The sequence below is a fragment of the Pyrinomonas methylaliphatogenes genome, from assembly GCF_000820845.2.
In the GTDB taxonomy this organism is placed as follows: domain Bacteria; phylum Acidobacteriota; class Blastocatellia; order Pyrinomonadales; family Pyrinomonadaceae; genus Pyrinomonas; species Pyrinomonas methylaliphatogenes.
In genome coordinates, this window is sequence record NZ_CBXV010000007.1 from 74,465 (window position 1) to 91,529 (window position 17,065).

11 protein-coding genes and 1 pseudogene are annotated in these 17,065 nt (G+C 56.5%); 5 read left to right on the top strand and 7 right to left on the bottom strand.

Translation table 11 applies throughout. The features are described from left to right. The first annotated feature begins 98 nt into the window (after positions 1-98). The gene (locus PYK22_RS09950; protein ID WP_060635543.1) at positions 99-2,849 is read left to right on the top strand and encodes a PBP1A family penicillin-binding protein; all 2,751 of its coding nucleotides are present in this window, start codon (positions 99-101) and stop codon (positions 2,847-2,849) included. 83 nt (positions 2,850-2,932) lie between these two features. Here PYK22_RS09950 and PYK22_RS09955 read toward each other — a convergent pair whose 3' ends face one another. Then, entirely contained in the window at positions 2,933-4,492 is a 1,560-nt protein-coding gene (locus PYK22_RS09955; RefSeq protein WP_083437769.1) for a B12-binding domain-containing radical SAM protein, read from the bottom strand. Positions 4,493-4,613: 121 nt separating this feature from the next. On the opposite strand from PYK22_RS09955, the gene PYK22_RS17755 reads away from it, so the two are divergent. Together PYK22_RS17755 and PYK22_RS09965 are read left to right on the top strand one after the other, a co-directional pair. Further along, entirely contained in the window at positions 4,614-4,799 is a 186-nt protein-coding gene (locus PYK22_RS17755; protein ID WP_041976807.1) for a hypothetical protein, read from the top strand. Between the two features lie 107 nt (positions 4,800-4,906). After that, positions 4,907-7,282 (top strand): phosphoketolase family protein, encoded by a 2,376-nt coding sequence (locus tag PYK22_RS09965; RefSeq protein WP_041976810.1) that lies wholly within the window; start codon positions 4,907-4,909, stop codon positions 7,280-7,282. Positions 7,283-7,415: 133 nt separating this feature from the next. Here PYK22_RS09965 and PYK22_RS09970 read toward each other — a convergent pair whose 3' ends face one another. The 3 genes from PYK22_RS09970 to PYK22_RS16715 form a co-directional block, all read right to left on the bottom strand. Further along, positions 7,416-7,862: a pyridoxamine 5'-phosphate oxidase family protein gene (locus PYK22_RS09970; protein WP_041976811.1), complete on the bottom strand. Its 447-nt coding sequence runs from the start codon at positions 7,860-7,862 to the stop codon at positions 7,416-7,418. 56 nt (positions 7,863-7,918) lie between these two features. Beyond that, positions 7,919-9,064 (bottom strand): NAD(P)/FAD-dependent oxidoreductase, encoded by a 1,146-nt coding sequence (locus PYK22_RS09975; RefSeq protein WP_041976813.1) that lies wholly within the window; start codon positions 9,062-9,064, stop codon positions 7,919-7,921. 523 nt (positions 9,065-9,587) lie between these two features. Continuing rightward, entirely contained in the window at positions 9,588-10,007 is a 420-nt protein-coding gene (locus PYK22_RS16715) for a pyridoxamine 5'-phosphate oxidase family protein (protein ID WP_060635544.1), read from the bottom strand. 393 nt (positions 10,008-10,400) lie between these two features. On the opposite strand from PYK22_RS16715, the gene PYK22_RS09985 reads away from it, so the two are divergent. Continuing rightward, positions 10,401-13,043, top strand: a complete 2,643-nt coding sequence (locus tag PYK22_RS09985) for a cation-translocating P-type ATPase (protein ID WP_235789166.1) — start codon at positions 10,401-10,403, stop codon at positions 13,041-13,043. 37 nt (positions 13,044-13,080) lie between these two features. Here the strand turns inward: PYK22_RS09985 and PYK22_RS18380 are convergent. After that, positions 13,081-13,507: pseudogene (locus tag PYK22_RS18380) on the bottom strand (zinc-binding dehydrogenase); the annotation flags it as partial. A 101-nt stretch (positions 13,508-13,608) separates the two neighbouring features. Here PYK22_RS18380 and PYK22_RS09995 point away from each other — a divergent pair. Then, positions 13,609-13,851 (top strand): hypothetical protein, encoded by a 243-nt coding sequence (locus PYK22_RS09995; RefSeq protein ID WP_041976816.1) that lies wholly within the window; start codon positions 13,609-13,611, stop codon positions 13,849-13,851. Positions 13,852-13,965: 114 nt separating this feature from the next. Here PYK22_RS09995 and PYK22_RS17590 read toward each other — a convergent pair whose 3' ends face one another. Next, entirely contained in the window at positions 13,966-15,258 is a 1,293-nt protein-coding gene (locus PYK22_RS17590) for a M48 family metallopeptidase (RefSeq protein ID WP_157770810.1), read from the bottom strand. A gap of 652 nt (positions 15,259-15,910) precedes the next feature. Further along, complete coding sequence (locus PYK22_RS17595; protein ID WP_162199833.1) at positions 15,911-16,957, bottom strand: hypothetical protein; 1,047 nt, start codon at positions 16,955-16,957, stop codon at positions 15,911-15,913. Positions 16,958-17,065: the final 108 nt, after the last annotated feature.

Here is a 17,065-nt window from a genome sequence, read left to right on the forward strand (position 1 = left end):
GAGCTAAATCTGGAGTGGACATGAGGCGCGCGAACGGTTTAGATTGAGATTCGGTTTAGGCGCTTGAAAGTAGCCGTTCGAGCGCCTTTCGCGTGAAGATGGCGGTCGGTCATCCAACCAAGCAAAGGCGTCGGTCGTCGAAGGCGCGAGTGGTGCGGTATGACGACTGGGCGGAGCCGCGGCGCGAATGGTGGCGGCGTCTCTTCAGCGCGCCGGTCATCGCCGTGCTCGCCGTTCTGGCGACAGCCTGCCTAGGGGTTTTGGCGTATTACTACGTCGTCTTCTCGGCGCGCATCGACCGTCTGTTGCGCGGAGAGATCTTCACGCGATCGGCGGGGATCTATGCGGCGCCGAAAGAGATCCGCGTAGGGGAGAACCTGTCGCTTGACGACCTGATCGCGCTTTTGAAGCGCGCCGGTTACGTCGAACGCGGGCAGCAGGCCGACAGTTCACGCGGTCGTTATGCCGTTGAGGGCACCGCCGTCGAGATCGAACCGAGCGAAAATAGCGTGATCGATGGGCAGCGCGTCTTTGCGCGACTGCGCGTGCAGTTTGCGCGCGGCGGAAGAGGCATCGCCTCGATCACCGATCTTGACAACAGCAGGCGAATCACGCGCGCGTGGCTCGAACCAGAGCAGATCAGTTCCGTCATGGGGCGCGAGCGCGAGAAACGTCGCGTCATCGGATTCAAAGATCTGCCGCCGCATCTCGTCAAAGCGATCCTCGTCACGGAGGACCGGAGTTTCTTCGAGCATCCGGGGATCAATTTTCGCGGCATCTTGCGCGCGCTATGGCGCCGTTACGATGCGGATCCGAACTCGCCTCTCGCCCGCCAGGGCGGATCGAGCATCACGCAACAACTCGTGAAGAATCTCCTGCTCTCGCCCGAAAGGACGCTGCGCCGCAAGCTGGCCGAAGCTTATATGTCTCTCATCCTAGAGACGCGCTTGTCGAAAGAGGAGATCTTCGCGCTCTACTGCAACGAGGTCTATTTGGGCCAGCAGGCCGGATTTTCGATCAACGGTTTCGGCGAAGCGGCGCAAGCCTACTTCAACAAGGATGTCACCGAATTGACCTTGCCGGAGGCGGCCTTCCTCGCCGGGCTGATCCGCAGTCCGAATCGTTATAACCCGTATCGCGATCCGGAGCGAGCGACGGCACGGCGCAATCAGGTCCTGCAGTCGATGGCCGAGGCCGGCGCGATCACGCCGCAGGAGGCGGCTGAAGCGCAGGCGACGCCGCTCAAGGTCGCTCCGGCCAAAGGGCGGGTTGATATCTCTGAGGCGCCGTATTTCGTCGATTACGTGCAGAATCTGCTCGGCGACTACCTCGCCGATATGAGCGCGGCGCAACATCTGCGCATCTACACGTCGATCGACATGGATCTGCAGCGCGCCGCTTATGCTGCCGTAGCTAAACAGCTCGCTGCGCTCGATCGCGTCTTGGCGCGTAGAAAGATCGCGCCCGGGACGGTGCAAGCGGCGCTCGTCGCGCTGAACGCGCAGACGGGCGAGATCGTGGCGATGGTCGGCGGGCGCGATTACGAGAAGAGTCAACTCAATCGGGTCGAAGCTTTGCGTCAGCCCGGTTCCGTCTTCAAACCGTTCGTCTATGCCACGGCGCTCAACACGGCTTATGATCCCGTGCCGCGTGTGATCACTGCCGCGACGACCTTCATGGACGAGCCGAAGACGTTCACCTTCGACGATCAGGAATATTCGCCCGGCAACTTCGGCGATCAATACACTTACGCTCCGGTCACCTTGCGCGATGCGCTGGTGCGGAGTCTGAACGTCGTCACGGTCGAAGTGGCGAATGAGGTGACCATTGGGCGGGTGATGAACTTGGCGGCGAAGGCTGGACTTCCCAAGCCAGCGCGTCCGTACTTGGCGATGGCGCTCGGCACCAACGAGGCGACGCCGCTGCAGATCGCTTCGGCTTACACGGCCTTCGCTCAAAACGGGGTCCGTGTCACACCGGTTGCCATCGATCGGATCACGACCGGGCGCGGCGAGACGGTGGTCGCTCCCGTCGGGCAGAAGAACGAGGTGCTGACGCCCGAGGTGGCGTTCATCATGACATCGATGATGAAGGATGTGGTTAATCGGGGCACGGCGGCGCGTTTGCGCGCGCGCGGATTTCGGGCCAACGTTGCGGGCAAGACCGGGACGTCGCGCGATGGTTGGTTTGCCGGTTACACGCCTTCGCTCGTTTGCGTCGTGTGGGTCGGTTTCGACGATGGTTCACAACTGGGTCTGACCGGGGCCGACTCGGCTTTGCCGATCTGGGCCGACTTTATGACTGCGGCGCTCAACGAGCATCCCGAGTGGACCGGCGATTGGCAGATGCCTGCCGGGATAGAGACGGCGGAGATAGATCCGACGACGGGGCAACTGGCCGCGCCCGATAGCCCGAACAAGCGACTCGAATATTTCATCCGCGGCACGGCTCCGACCGTACAGAGTCAAGCGCCGCCCGAAGCATCGCCGACGCCCGAGATAGAGATGCCCGATGCGCCGCCGCCTGATTTGCCGGTGCCGGAAGCTTCGCCTGCGGAACCGACTCAGGGGGCGGAGAGGCCGCGCCTTGAAAGCCGCGGCCTCTCGCAGCCTGATGGTTCGGCGCGATCCGTCGGGACGATCACGCTCGATATAGATCCGACGACCGGCTTGATCGCGGCGCCGACCTGTCCGGTGATCAGATCGAAGACTTTCATCATCGGGCAAGAACCGCGCCGTTACTGCGGGCCGCAGTATCACACCGGAAGAAGCGGCGCACTTGGTGAGCGGGAACCGCCTCGCAGCGATGGCTCTTCTCGCCCGAGATTGATCGCGCCGCGTGGGCCCTGAGGCGAAAGGTTAAGATCGACTGCCACAAACGCGGAGACGGAGAGGCTGAAGCGCCGTTGTGAATTGAAGAAGAACCTCGCTGGCTAGGCTCGTGAACCGAGGAGTTGGCATATCGCTTCGTCGTCGAGCCCTTCCTGTTTTATGTCAGTTGAAGGCCATCCATTTAAATAGCTCTCCGTCAACTTGCGGAAGTGATAGCCCATCGCCGCCAGCGTCATCGCGTGCGCGAAGCGTCGCGGGCACGCGGCCAGCGTGCGCGCCACATAGCGCCAGAACGATGTGCGCGCTGGGTCGCGGATGCCTAGTTCCAACACCAAGCGCACCAAAGCGGCCAGATCGTGGACCAGTTCGTTGTGGCGCGATTCAAAACCGGAGTGGGCCAACCGCTTCAGACATTCGAGCGCGCGGTTGTAGTACTCCGTTGGACTATAGATCGTTTGCAGGATGCGTTTGTAACCGTCAATCAATCGTCCGGCGTCCATGCGCGGGATGAAGTTGAGCGAACAATCCGTGTTGTTGCCGCTGCTTTCGCCGAGCAATCTCCCTTCGCGTTCCAACCGCCGCCACAGTTGAGTCCCCGGCAGCGCGTTGAGCAGTCCGACCATGGCCAGCGGGATAGCGCTCTCGCGTATGAACTCGATCTGACGATCGAAGATGTCGGGCGGGTCATGATCGAAACCGACGATGAACCCAGCCATCACTTCCATGCCATAGGATTGGATCTTGCGTACCGCGTCGAGAAGATCGCGTTGCAGGTTCTGCCCCTTCTGCGCTTCGGCGAGGCTCTCCTTGACGGGCGTTTCGATGCCCAGAAAGACGCGCCGGAAGCCCGCGCGGCGCATCATCTCGAGAAGTTCATCGTCTTCGGCGAGATTGACGCTCGCTTCCGTGAAGAGGCTGAACGGATAGCGGTGTCGTTGTTGCCACTCGGCCAGTTCAGGCAGCAGTCGTTTGACGTTGCGTTTGTTGCCGATGAAGTTATCATCGACGATGAAGACCGATCCGCGCCAGCCCGTTGCGCGCAGCGCGTCGAGTTCGGTCAGCATCTGAGCGGGCGATTTCGTCCGCGGCACGCGCCCGTAGATCTCGATGATGTCGCAGAACTCGCAGCGAAACGGACAGCCGCGCGAATACTGCACGCTCATCGAAACGTAGCGGCGCAGATCAACCAAGTTGAATTCGGGCACCGGCGTCAGTTCGAGCGACGGGCGTTCGCGACTGGCGTAGATCCGTTCGGTCGCGCCGCCGTGCGTGAACTCCTCGATGAAACGCGGCAGCGTCTCTTCGGCCTCGCCGAAGAAGAGGTAGTCGGCGGGCAAATCCTCGCAGGTCGTCGTCACGTAGGGACCGCCGACGGCGACGGGTTTGCCGAGGAGCTTGCACTGTTGGACCACCGCGCGCAGCGAGTCTTTCTGCACGAGCATGGCGCTTGCGAAGACGATGTCAGCCCACTCGATATCCGCTCGCTTGAGCGGCTCGACGTTCATGTCAACCAAGCGCCGCTGCCAGTTTGCCGGCAGCATCGCGGCGACGGTCATCAATCCGAGCGGCGGAAAGGCCGAACGTTTGCCTTCGAACTTCAGCGCGTGTCGAAAGCTCCAGTAGGTGTCAGGGAATTGCGGATAGACGAGAAGCGCTTTCATGTGTGATCTCCTTACCGGATCATTGAGGGGCGAGGATCTGTGAACGGAAGCCCATCGACTTTATGACCCATTGCCCGCGAATCTTTCAAACGCGCGCCCATCCTAATCTTCAGGTGAGTCGGTGTCAATAGGGTCGGAGCGTGAGATCCGCCAGCGCTTCGATTTCGTCATCGCTGAGGCCCCATCGGAGACCCAAACGATCGGGCTCTTCTTCGCTGAATTCAACCCCGATTCGCAAAGCTCGCGGATTTGTCGAAAATTGGGGGAGACGGCAGTCGCTTTGCGGCAAGGTTGGTATGAGGATTGAAGCATCGGTTAATATGCTTCCCAATAGTGCTCGAGACGATAGGCGGACATCCCGTGTTGGCATGAGGATTAAGGCGTCTTTAATATGCTTCGGGGGGAGATAGAGTTATGGGTCTCGATGGACTGAACGAGTATTGGAAGGCTTGCTGTTACTTGTCGGCAGGGATGATCTACCTGCAAGATAACCCTTTACTGAAGGAGCCGCTGCGGCCTGAGCACATAAAGAATCGGCTCTTGGGCCATTGGGGGGCGAGCCCGGGCTTGAGTTTCGTCTATGTTCACGCCAACCGAGTCATCATCAAATATGATCTCGATTGCATCTTCATCGCTGGACCAGGGCATGGCGCGCCCGGCGTGATCGCTCCCGCATATCTCGAAGGCACTCTCAGCGAACTCTATCCGGAGTTTACGCTAAACGAAGACGGCATGCGGCGGCTCTTCCGAGCCTTCTCTTTCCCCGGCGGGTTCGGCAGCCATTGCACGCCGGAGCTTCCCGGTTCGATTCAAGAGGGCGGGGAACTGGGTTACAGTCTCGCTCACGCTTACGGCGCCGTTTTCGATAACCCAGATCTCATCGCCGTTACGGTCGTCGGAGATGGCGAAGCGGAGACCGGCCCGTTGGCCACCGCATGGCATTCCAACAAGTTCTTGAACCTAGCTAGAGACGGCGCGGTGCTTCCCGTGCTGTTGCTCAATGGCTACAAGATAAACAACCCGACGGTTCTGGCGAGAATAGAGGATGAAGAACTGTCGTCTTTGTTCAGAGGTTACGGTTACGAGCCGAGGATCGTTTCGGACGCGGATCAGATGGGAGCGCACGAGTCGATGGCTGAAGCGATGGATTGGGCGGCGGAAAGGATCTTGGCTCTGCGCGAGGAGGCGCGCGCAAAGCGGCAAGCGCAAAGGGCGAGGTTGCCCCTGATCATCCTTCGCGAACCCAAGGGCTGGACGGCGCCGAAGAAGATCAAAGATTCGCACCTGGAAGGGTACTGGCGAGCGCATCAGGTGCCTCTACCTGAAGTCAAAACCGATCCCGAAAGCTTGCGCGTGCTCGAAGATTGGCTGAGGAGCTATCAGCCGGAGAGACTGTTTACGAAAGAAGGGGCGCTCAGAGAGGATCTGAGATGCCTCGCCCCCGAAGGCGAGAAACGCATGAGCGCAAATCCTCAGGCGAACGCTGGGGGAAGACGGCACGCGCTCATGCTCCCGAATCCCGAGAAGTTCTCCGTGAAGGTGGAGCTGAAAGGCGCAACTGTTGCGGGGAACACCAAACCTTTGGGCCACTTTCTGAAAGAGGTGATGCGTCTCAATCCAACCAGCTTCAGGCTCTTCGGTCCCGATGAGACCAAGTCGAACCGGCTCGATGCCGTCTTCGAATTCGGCAAGGCATGGATGGCGAAGACCTTGCCCGAAGACGCCGACGAGGGATTCCTTTCGCCCACGGGGCGAACCATGGAGTATCTTTCGGAGCACACGGTGGAAGGTTGGTTGGAAGGCTATCTGTTGACGGGCAGGTACGGCTTGCTGAGCACCTATGAGGGGTTCGCGCCAATCATCTCTTCGATGGTCAATCAGTTCGGCAAATGGTTAGATATCTCTTCCGATGTGCATTGGAGGCTTCCCATTCCGTCCTTGAACTTGCTTCTCACCTCCGTCGTCTGGCGACAAGATCATAACGGGTTCACGCATCAGGATCCGGGTTTCATCAACGCGATCGTCGATAAATGGCCCAGCGTCGTTCGGCTCTACTTCCCGCCCGACGCGAACTCGCTCCTGTGGACCGTTTGGCGTGCTTTTCAGACGAGCGACAGGATCAACATCATCGTCATCGACAAACAACGCCACCCGCAGTACTTGGATGCAGACGAGGCTTTCAACCATGTGACCAAGGGGCTTGGGATCTGGGACTTCGCTTCCGTCCATCCGCAGGAAGAGCCCGATGTCGTGATCGCAAGCTGTGGAGATGTCCCAACCAAGGAGGCCAAATGCGCGGTCGAGATTTTGAGGGAGTATTTCCCTGATCTGCGAATCAGATTCGTCAACGTCGTCAACCTCTTCACGCTCGTCCCCAGCGGGGAACATCCGGATGGACTTACTGATCGAGAGTTCGATTCCTACTTTACGAAGGACAGACCGATCATCTTCAATTTCCACGGTTATCCGTGGCTCATCCATCGGCTCGCCTATCGCAGGACGAATCACAAGAATCTACACGTCCGAGGGTATCGCGAAAATCGAAAGATAGGCATGGAGGCCGCCTATCTCGTCCCTTTCCTCAAAGGGCGGGGCGGCATTACCACTCCGATGCAGCTTGCCATCATCAATCAGATAGACCGTTTCAGCGTCGCCATGGACGTCATCGACCGCGTGGAGAAACTTGCGACGAAAGCGAGCTTCTACAAGGACCGTATCAAGGACCAGCAGATCGAAGCCCTCGCTTACGCTTACGAGCACGGAGTGGATCATCCGAATTACGCCGAATGAGCGCTTTCGCCATCCGACACTCATCGCGCAGCTATTGATGATTCGAGGTGAGTCGCATGATCTCTACTCCTAAGCGCGGAGAGCGCAGGAAAGCGACCGATAGGATTGCGGATGACTTTCGACTCTCGCTGAATTACTTCGGCGAGACGGTGCGCCGTCCGCTGATAATGCGCGGAGTGATGCGGTAGGTGGCGACTCTGTTAGCGCGGCCCCACACGTCAATCCACATGATGTTGATCGCGGGAGTGAGCGTCGGATTGGTCTTCGTGATGTGCTGCATGGCGCGTTCGATATCTTCCGGGGAGGTCAGCCTTTCCGCTTCACCGATGACGACGACGCTTTGCCAGTCGGTCGGACTATTGACCTCTTCAACTTGCAGGCAGACTTCCGGATTGGCGGCGATGTAATCGGTCTTCAGGCCTTCGGTGGTGAGTATGTAGATCTTCTGATCGTGATAGGCGTAGTGGATCGGCACGACGTAAGGGCGATTGTTACGGGCGCAACCGAGGTGCCCGTAGCTGAGGCGCGCCAGCAGCGCGTGTGCTTCCTGTGGCGGCATCTCCTCGATTTCAACCGGCATAGATCCTCCTCACCTGAGAACTTCGCGCGAGTCTTCCGCAACCGTTCCAACGGAAATCAGCGATGTTCCATTCGCCAATAGGTTTCGTGAACGCGCTTCGCCCAACTCCAGAAGCGACCTTGCCGAACGGCGTGCGGCTCATCTTCCCACAAACCTTGATGCAAATAGAGCGTATCCGCATCGCCCGTGTCGATGATGAGCCTTGCTTCATGCGTGTAGAGCGCTGAGGGTTCGCGCCCTTCGACCTCGGCTTGGACGTTGGCGGCGGCGACCTCCGCTTGTCGGACGGCCATGTGCCCCATCTTGGGGCCGGAGAAGCTCACGCAATCGCCAACCGCATAGGCGCGTTCGATCTCGCGTACACGCATGTGGCGATCCGTGCGGATGAAGCCGTCGTAATCGGTGATCTCTGCGCTGTAATGATGCAGTCCGATAGAAGCGCCGGCAAATGGCGGGACGAGCATCAGAAGATCGTACGACAGCTTCGATTGGTCATCGGCCCAGACTTGACCTTCGGTAATACGCCGGACGGAAAAATCGGGCAGAAGTTCGATGCCGTGCGCCTCCATCGCTTGTCGCAATCGGGCGGTGAAATCCTCTCCGCCAAATCCGGCGATCGCGTCGAGCGATTGTTCCGGCGTGACGACCGTGATGCGCACGCGATGGCGCGCTTGGCGCTCCTCAAGATGGCGCGCCAGCGCGAACGCGGTCTCGAACACGGGCACGCTCAGCCGAGCGCCGGGGCAGTAACCGATCACGGCGCGGCCCTCTTGAAAACGGCGAACAGCTTCGCCGAACCTGAGCGCCGCTTCGACCGACAACAGGTGATGCGCGTGTTCGAAGAATCCGGCGACTTGTTCGGTGGCGAGCCTTCTGCCGGTGGCGATGATCAAGTGGTCGTATGAGAGTTCGCCATCGAACTCGCCTCGCGCCAGCGTGACGATGCGGCGGCGAAAGTCAACGCGCACCGCTTCGGTGCGAATGAAGCGCACACGGCGGCTGAGCATCGCTTCGCGTAGATCGAACGAGACATCGGCAACGTCGGCGCGACCGAAGGCGACGCGCACGAGCGCCGGATAGAAGACGAATCGATCGCTGCGCGAAACGAGCGTGATCTGATGTTCCGGCGCGAGATTCTCAGCGAGACGTTCGGCGGCGACCACCCCACCGAAGCCGCCTCCCAAGATCAGTATATGAGCCATCTTGAACCTCTCTTCTCGGCTATTTGTATCATCCGATCGGATGTCTGCTCGCCGCTTGTCAAGCCGTCGGCTTGATTGCCATTAGCTATAGTAGCATAGAGCATGCCACAATTCGGCTTTGCGTCGTGATCTTCTGGAGATGATTGCGTGTCCTGAATAAGATCTGCCTTCAAACGCTGGATCTGAACCCTTCCTCGTGATGCCGCGCCATCTCCGTTACGGACAGATGGGGGCTTTTACGCACTGAATGGGGATTTTCCCCTCTCATCTCTAAACGCGAAACGCATGGCGTGGCGCGTAACCCTCTTATGCTGAAACAGGCGGATGCGCTCATTGACGAAGGTAGCATAGTTCTAGGGAGTATGGCCCCGCTTCAAGTGCAGGCAGTCCAGCCGGAGCGTCGCGCACCTTGTCATGTAACATAGTTTCTAGAGAGAATGGCCTCGCTCCAAGCATCTTCAACGCGAGACGCTGCCTTTCCGCCATCAGATAGTTCTAAAGGGCACGGGCGAGCTTTAAGGTTTTACTCTTCTTTGAGCCCAGTCAATTCTTCAATCCGAATGCGAAATATGATGACGGGGACCGGCTCGGCATCGAAGGCGATACGTGATTCGACAGGGGTAAGCCAGGGGAAATGTCGGAGCAGTTCGTTAAGATAGAAGCTGCGGCGAGAGTCCTTGATCTCTTCATAGTGACCGAAAGCGATAACGCTCCGCCAGCGTCGGTCATCTTCGATCTCATCAACTTGCAGACAGGCTTCCGGGCGCGCGCGCAGCGCGTTGATCTTCATCCCAGGAAGCGAATGGAGATAGACCGCGCCATCATCGTAGATGTAATTTACCGGTACGACATACGGCCACTTGTCCGTGATGCAACCGAGTCGCGCCAGCTTGTTTCTGCGCAGCAATTCGCGCGCCTCTTCATCGCTAAGCGGGACGATCATCTGAATGCTCCTCGGGCGGAATCTAATTTGATAGGAGCAAAATTTATGCCAGATCGGAGTGTTGAGGTGAAGATCCGAGTCTTATTGGGATGAGAGCGCACAGAACGCTCCCTGCTCGGCGGCGAGTTTCAACATGACCGGAGTCGTATTGTGACGCGAGGGGATGGGGTTAGTTTCAAGGGCGGAATGGATCGTCGAGAATCTTTCAAGTCGTATTGTGATGCGAGGGAATGAGGTTAGAGCTCAATCCCATCGGCGGAGCGCGAAGGTCTAAGTCGTATTGGAATGCGAGTTGCCCCAGTGATCATTTAGACCGAGCGTTAACGAATCGGGCGAAAGGGAGAGATGATGGTCCAAGGTTGGACGCAGGATCTCATGGGACGGGCGCATGCGATGGCGTGTGAAGCCGTTGTGGAAGCTCTGGATGTATCGCTTGAAGGCGGTCTGTCTCGATCGGAAGTCGAGCGCCGGCGAGGCATTTGGGGCAAGAACGAGATGCCTCAACTGAGAGCGCGCTCCGCTTGGCGCATCTTCTTGGCCCAGTTCAAGAGCCTCATCATCGCCCTGCTAGGTGGCGCCATCATCGTTGCGCTCTTGTATGATGATCGCGTCGAAGCGGGAGCCATTCTCGTCGTACTCATCGTCAATGCGTCTATCGGTTTTATAACCGAGCGGCAAGCTGAGCGTGCGTTGGATGCTTTGCGGCGCGCAACTCGATCGGTCGTGCGCGTTCGCCGTGAAGGGCGGGAGGCGATCGTCGATGCGGAGGATCTTGTCCCAGGTGACATCGTACTTCTCGGGGCTGGCGATCGTATCCCGGCTGATCTGCGCATCATCTCAACCGCCAATTTGTGGGCTGAGGAATCGGCCTTGACGGGGGAGAGCGCGCCGGTCGCGAAGGGAGCATCGCCAGTTGCCGATGAGGCCCCTCTCGCCGAGCGCCATTCGATGCTTTATCTCGGCACGATCATCGTCGCCGGTCAAGGCATGGGCGTCGTTACCGCGACCGGGGCGCATACGGAGTTGGGGAGAATAGGGCGTTTAGTCGGTCAAACGGCAAAGGAATCAACGCCATTGGAGAGGAGACTGGCCGATCTCGGGCGACGCTTAGTCATGTTTGTGTTGGCGATCGCTTTCATCATCTTTATTGCGGGATGGGCGCGCGGTCATCCATTACCGATAATGGCTGAAGTGGCAATCAGCTTAGCGGTAGCAGCGATTCCAGAAGGACTCCCTGCCGTTACGACATTAATCCTTGCTCTTGGGATGCTTCGTATGGCGCGCGAACGTGCGATCGTCCGACGGCTTCCGGCGGTCGAAACGCTGGGGAGCGTGACGGTCATCTGTACGGACAAAACCGGCACGCTCACCGAGAACCGGATGACGGCGCACTCCTTCTATTTAAGCAGTGGGCAGATTGTTGAGATCTCTCATGCCCAAGCCGCGCCTGCTGATCGGCTGCTTGAGCGCGCGTTGCTTGTCTGTCTTCTTTGCAATAACGCCTCTTGGCATGTGGACGAGTCGGGGGAGTTGCGCGCGACTGGAGATCCAACGGAAGTCGCTTTATTGGAAGCGACGCGCGCCCGCGGGCTGCCTGTTGAGCGTCTTCGCGGACGATATCGTAAGGTCCATGAAGTCCCATTCGATGCTTCTACGATGTACATGATAACCGTTCATCGCGCTGATGATGACCACTGGCTTGTTGCGCTTAAAGGTGCCCCGGCCGTTATCCTCGATCTTTGTTCATCTCGTTACGATCGCCAGCTCGTAGCACACATGCTTACCCCTCAGGAAAAGGAATGTTTCTTAGAAGCGAATCGAGAGATGGCTGACCGAGCTTTGCGTGTGCTCGGTTTAGCGGAGAAGATCGTCGCTGGTGCCTCAGCTTTAGAGGAGTTAGATCTGACGGGCGGTTATACCTTCATCGGTTTTGTTGGGATGATCGATCCGCCTCGGGCGGGAGTGACCGAAGCGATCACTCGAGCTAGGCTCGCGGGCATCCGGATCATCATGCTTACAGGCGATCAGCTTAACACGGCTTGTGCCATCGCTCGTGAGCTGGGGATCGGAACAGAACATGGACTGCGCGCGCTCCATGCACGGGAACTGCGAGATGTGGGGTGGGATCGCTTGGCTGAAATCGCGACAGCGACGGACGTGTTTGCGCGAGTATCGCCGGAGGATAAGCTGCGGATCGTCATGGCATTGAAAGCGGCACGAGAGATCGTCGCCGTCACGGGCGATGGAGTTAACGATGCTCCCGCTTTGAAGGCTGCGGATGTCGGCATCGCAATGGGCATGCGTGGGACGGAAGCGGCGAAGGAAGCCGCCGATATCATCCTTACGGATGATAACTTCGCGACTTTGGTAAAAGCCATTGAGGGCGGGCGAACGATTTATGCAAATATTACCAAGTTCGTGCATAGCATGTTCTCGCATAATCTCAGCGAAGTGTTGGCAATCTTCAGCGCTATACTCGGAGGACTGCCTTTACCGTTATTGCCGTTACAGATACTTTGGGTCAATATGATCACAGACGTCTTGCCAGCCTTCGCTCTCGCAGTTGAGCCGCCGGATCCAGAGACGATGCAACGACAGCCACGCCCACCTCGCGCGACGCTCCTTTCGAGGCGACTCCTGTGGTTGATCGTTTGGCAAGGAGCAATGTTGGCGGCGCTCATCGTCGGCGCATATCTTTGGGCGCTCATCCAGTATGGCCCTGGCGCGCATGCTCGCACTATCGCCCTGCTCGCTTTGGTCGCCGTCCAGCTCGGACACATGTTCAACTGCCGTTCGCGTGTGCAGTCGGCCTTTCATCGCCTCGGTCACAACCGGATGATCATCCTAGCCCTGATCATCAGCTTGGGGTTGCAGCTTTTGGCCATCCATCTATCTCCACTTGCCACAGTCCTCGATTTGACGCCTCTGGCAGCGGCAGATTATGTGGCGGTAGGTTTATGCTTCACTTTGCCGATCGTGATCGTCGAAACTACGAAATTCATCGCTAGGTTGAAAAAGGACCACCATGCGAGCTAAGGAGAGAGCCATGCCTGCCCCAGTCAAGCTTCGGGCCTTATGGTTTGATTGCGACCTTCATCAAACCGTCGCGACGTGCGCCGAATAAGTCGTATGCCTCGACGATCAGGTCGAGGTTGAAAGTATGCATAAAGAGAGGTCTGAGATCAACGCGTTCGCTCCTGACCATCGCTGTGCAAACGGCGCATGCGTTCTTTGCCACCGGTCACAGAGTCGTCGCGATGCGATAATCACCGATCCCGGCTGCGAAGAAGGCGTCATAGGGCAATTGCAGCTTCCTTAGAATACACGCCAAGACTCGAGAGCATTCCGCCAGAGCGCAGACATCGCGGGCAATTCTCGAACCTCTCTTGCGTGCCGAGCGCTTCGATGGCGACATCCGCACCTCCGCCACTCAATCTCCTCACCTCGGCGGTAATATCGACTTCGCGATAGTTAGGGACAACGCCAAGACGCCGCGCCAGTGAGCAAGTTCAAGAGTGGCGCCCCCAAGGATGACTAGGACGCAAGCGCTTCGACGCGAAAAAAACGAAACGGAGCAAGTTCAAGAGTGGCGCCCCCAAGGATGATTAGGGCGTGCAACATCATCTTGCCTAAACGAAGGACTTGCGGCCTGTGTGAGTGCGCGATTGATGTCAAAGCCAATTACCTGCTCTACAAGCAGACGGATAAGAAAGACCGGACCACGCTTCGGACGTGGTTGAGCGCTCTGCCGTTGACCAAGAAGACGATTGAACCGATGATGCGCGCCGGACACGCACGCTGGAAGATCGAGACGTTCGCTCAAGAACTAAGAGGACCATTTTGAAAACAATGACGGGTACGGCGTAAAGAATTTGGCGAGAATGCTGGCGCTGCTGGTAAGTCCTTCTTCTCTTGTTGGTCATGATTAAGGCTAGGTCGGGTCTAAGTCAAAGCTCTCTTAACTTAAGCTCTCTTTGCGTCGGTCAGCGCTGGGATGCGTGGATAACCACTCAATCCATCGCGGCAATTTTGATGGCTGCCCAGTTATGTCCGCTATTTTAGCAAGCGCGTCTCCTAAGGCCGCGCCGTAACCTAAGCGCTTCGCAAAAAGGTCGGCTCTCCTTTCGAGCCATCGCATCAACATCAAAAATAGGATCCCGCTCAATAAAAATCCCAGTGGCTTTAGCCAAGATGACAAAAAGCCTAACACTACTTCATTCGAAAGGAATGACTCCAACCATTTATCGAGGTTAACTGCAAAGATAATGTACAAAGGAATGATGAGCGCCCAAAAAGCGGCGAATATAGTTGTATGCTTCTCACTATAGTGCCCGTACTCATGAAATAGTACGGCCATCACTTCCTCGGCGCCGAAGTTTTCAAGCAATGGTTCAGTTACTCCTACGATCGTTTGCTTCGGCCAAACGCCAATGACGAAAGCGTTAGGCAAAGGCCATTTCTCTCTGGAAATCAAATAGACTTCCTTTATTTGAGGGTTATGGCCGGCATCAGCGAGCTTGCGAATAAAGGCCCGAACTATCGGATGATCCTCGGAAAGAACTTCGATGGCTTCGCGCCGTATGCGCCATGTCGAGTAAGAAGTCATTATGATTATACTTGCCGAGGCTGAGACCAAAGCAGCGATAAAGATAGGCGTCCGATATGCCAAGTATAGGAAAAAGAAGAGATTAAGGAATATCACTATGAAAACGATCTGATTGATTTGCAGCTTGAGGAACTCTTGAAGCGCACGCCGTAGCGTAAACAGATGTGGTGTTTTTTGCATCGTCTTCCTAGGTACCCTACGTGCTACTTCGAGAAAAACCAAAGTCCAGATCACAGATGAAACCAAACCCAAAAGATGATTGGATGCAGATAAGACTCTTTGTAGCGAGATAGCACTTACATCCAGCTCGTAACTTAGCCATTCAACTGCCCAAGAGCTATAGGATCCTGAAACCGCTCTATCTGTTGCTATAATGATGGTAAAGACGAGAGTGCATGAAGCTATAAGGATCTGTTTTTTGAAAAGATTGTTTGGATCTTTCCTCAGAAATATGAATAAAAATATTCCCCCCAAAGAGACGCTTAGATGAGTCAAAAGAACGTATAGATGGATATATAGATCAGGCTTTTGCCATTGAGAGGTGACTATATCAGTGACAGCCAAATGACCATCTTCTGTGAGTTGAACTTCGAACCCTACCGGTCCTGCCAGTCTTTTGCCAGATCGATCAATCAGTTCGATCAAGACATGCCTCCGATTCAAAGTGAAGACCTTAAATTTATAGTAAATGGTTAAATGGTCAGAAGAATCATGCAGCCTCTCTCCATTCAGAGGCTACTCGCTCAACCAAACTCGTATAATTCGGCGAAATATAAAAGCCTGCAGGTCCTCCTCGCTGAACGAATTTGCGCCATTCTTCGAAAAAGGTTTCGCCAGGAGTACTGGCCAAAATCTCTTCTTGGGAAGAGGAATCGGCTATTGTACCTTCAACCCGTACGCTGAGAAGCACTAACAACAAGAACAGGGCACGGAAAAGCACAGTGAGGGTATCTTTGTTCCTGCGGCTTTCCGCTCGTAAAAGTGACGAAGCGAAAACCCTATTTCGCTTTATGCGCGCGGGCGATGTCATTAACATGAGTTCTCTCACACTCAGTAATCTCTCTCGCAAAGACGACTTCGAGTTCGGTCTCGACGTCGACATAGAAGCGGCCATCCACGTGCCCCTTCTCACCTTCTTGCCAAAAAGAGCCAGCCAACCAGATGATCAAAACCTTCTACCGCTTTTGTCAATTCCAAACTCGGGAAACTTTTTATGCCCATTGATGGATAGTCTTAGTCAGAGATAATTAAGCTTTCGGCGATATTAGGATAAGCTGTTGTTAGCTCGAATCGGTTGTTATTGCGAGCGATCTTTTGAAGAAGATTTCGGCAGACCCTTTTCAACTGCTCTCTCGACCGTCGCCAGTCGCGCAACCATCTGCACCGCCTTGTTCTCCAGCCTGTTTGCAATCGACAATGTTCTCTCCAAATCCTTCTCCCCCAACGCAGAGAAGGCCCGCATCAACTCGGCTGAGTCGGCAAAACTACTGGGATCATTGAGAATCGGTTTTGACCGAGAACCCTTTTGTTCTTTGGCGCCGACATCGGCCAGCGAATTGATCGTGGCTACGCCATCTTGCAGCATGAGCATCGCCTCCGTCGGCGCAAAATGGGCCGTCTCGGCAGCAATAGTTAGTAGAGCGACAGCATAGATCCCTTTCGGCAAGGCGTCGGCCGAGGTCCTTTTCACTTCGTAAAGGATGGTCGTTAAAAGATCTGGCTCTCGTTTCTCGTGTGCGACTTTGGCGATCTCTGCCAACAGCAGCATCTTCTGCGTTCCATCTCTCATCTTTCGCGCTATGCTGAGCGCTTCGAATAGTTCGCCCCGGCCAAGGTGGGTTTTAACCCGCGCTTTGAGCAGCAGTTCACCCCATGACAGCCTCTTCTTCTCGTCTTTCAGCTTGTCGATCGCCTCCTGCGCCGCTTCGAAGTCACCTCTAGCCATCGAGCTGATGATCTCAGCCTCCGAACCATCTCCACCGTTCTTGCCGATCGCTCCTTTCACTGCAGCCACCTGCACCTGAATGGCGTCGAGTAATTGGTTCGGTAGGCCAGCGCTCAAACGTTTGGCCGTCGCGTCCAAAGCCTCTGTTAGTTGAGGAGCGTAGCGCGGAGACAAAGCCGCTAACGTTGCTGCCAACGTCGCTTGGCACAACGTCCTGAAACTGAGCGTGTTCTGTTGTAGCCCCTGATCCTTAACGAGGCTTTCCTCGGATTCGGCCAAAGACTCCCCGAGCACTTGATACCCGATTGACACGAACTGGAAACGCAACCTCTCATCTGACTCCTTCACTTCTGGCGAAACCTCTGCTGAGGGGAAGTACGGAAAGAGATACGCGATCATGTTATTTAACCCGACAAGAGCCACCGTGCGCGGCTGTCGCAAAAAGTTCCCTAGCGAACGCTCTGCTACAGTGTTAGCCAGAGAAGGATCCTTCTCCCTGATCCTCGT

Coding starts and splice junctions, on each gene's coding strand:
- PYK22_RS09950 (WP_060635543.1), top strand. CDS start 99: ATGGCGGTCGGTCATCCAACCAAGCAAAGGCGTCGGTCGTCGAAGGCG.
- PYK22_RS09955 (WP_083437769.1), bottom strand. CDS start 4,492: ATGAAAGCGCTTCTCGTCTATCCGCAATTCCCTGACACCTACTGGAGC.
- PYK22_RS09965 (WP_041976810.1), top strand. CDS start 4,907: ATGGGTCTCGATGGACTGAACGAGTATTGGAAGGCTTGCTGTTACTTG.
- PYK22_RS09970 (WP_041976811.1), bottom strand. CDS start 7,862: ATGCCGGTTGAAATCGAGGAGATGCCGCCACAGGAAGCACACGCGCTG.
- PYK22_RS09975 (WP_041976813.1), bottom strand. CDS start 9,064: ATGGCTCATATACTGATCTTGGGAGGCGGCTTCGGTGGGGTGGTCGCC.
- PYK22_RS16715 (WP_060635544.1), bottom strand. CDS start 10,007: ATGATCGTCCCGCTTAGCGATGAAGAGGCGCGCGAATTGCTGCGCAGA.
- PYK22_RS09985 (WP_235789166.1), top strand. CDS start 10,401: ATGGCGTGTGAAGCCGTTGTGGAAGCTCTGGATGTATCGCTTGAAGGC.
- PYK22_RS09995 (WP_041976816.1), top strand. CDS start 13,609: ATGATTAGGGCGTGCAACATCATCTTGCCTAAACGAAGGACTTGCGGC.
- PYK22_RS17595 (WP_162199833.1), bottom strand. CDS start 16,957: ATGATCGCGTATCTCTTTCCGTACTTCCCCTCAGCAGAGGTTTCGCCA.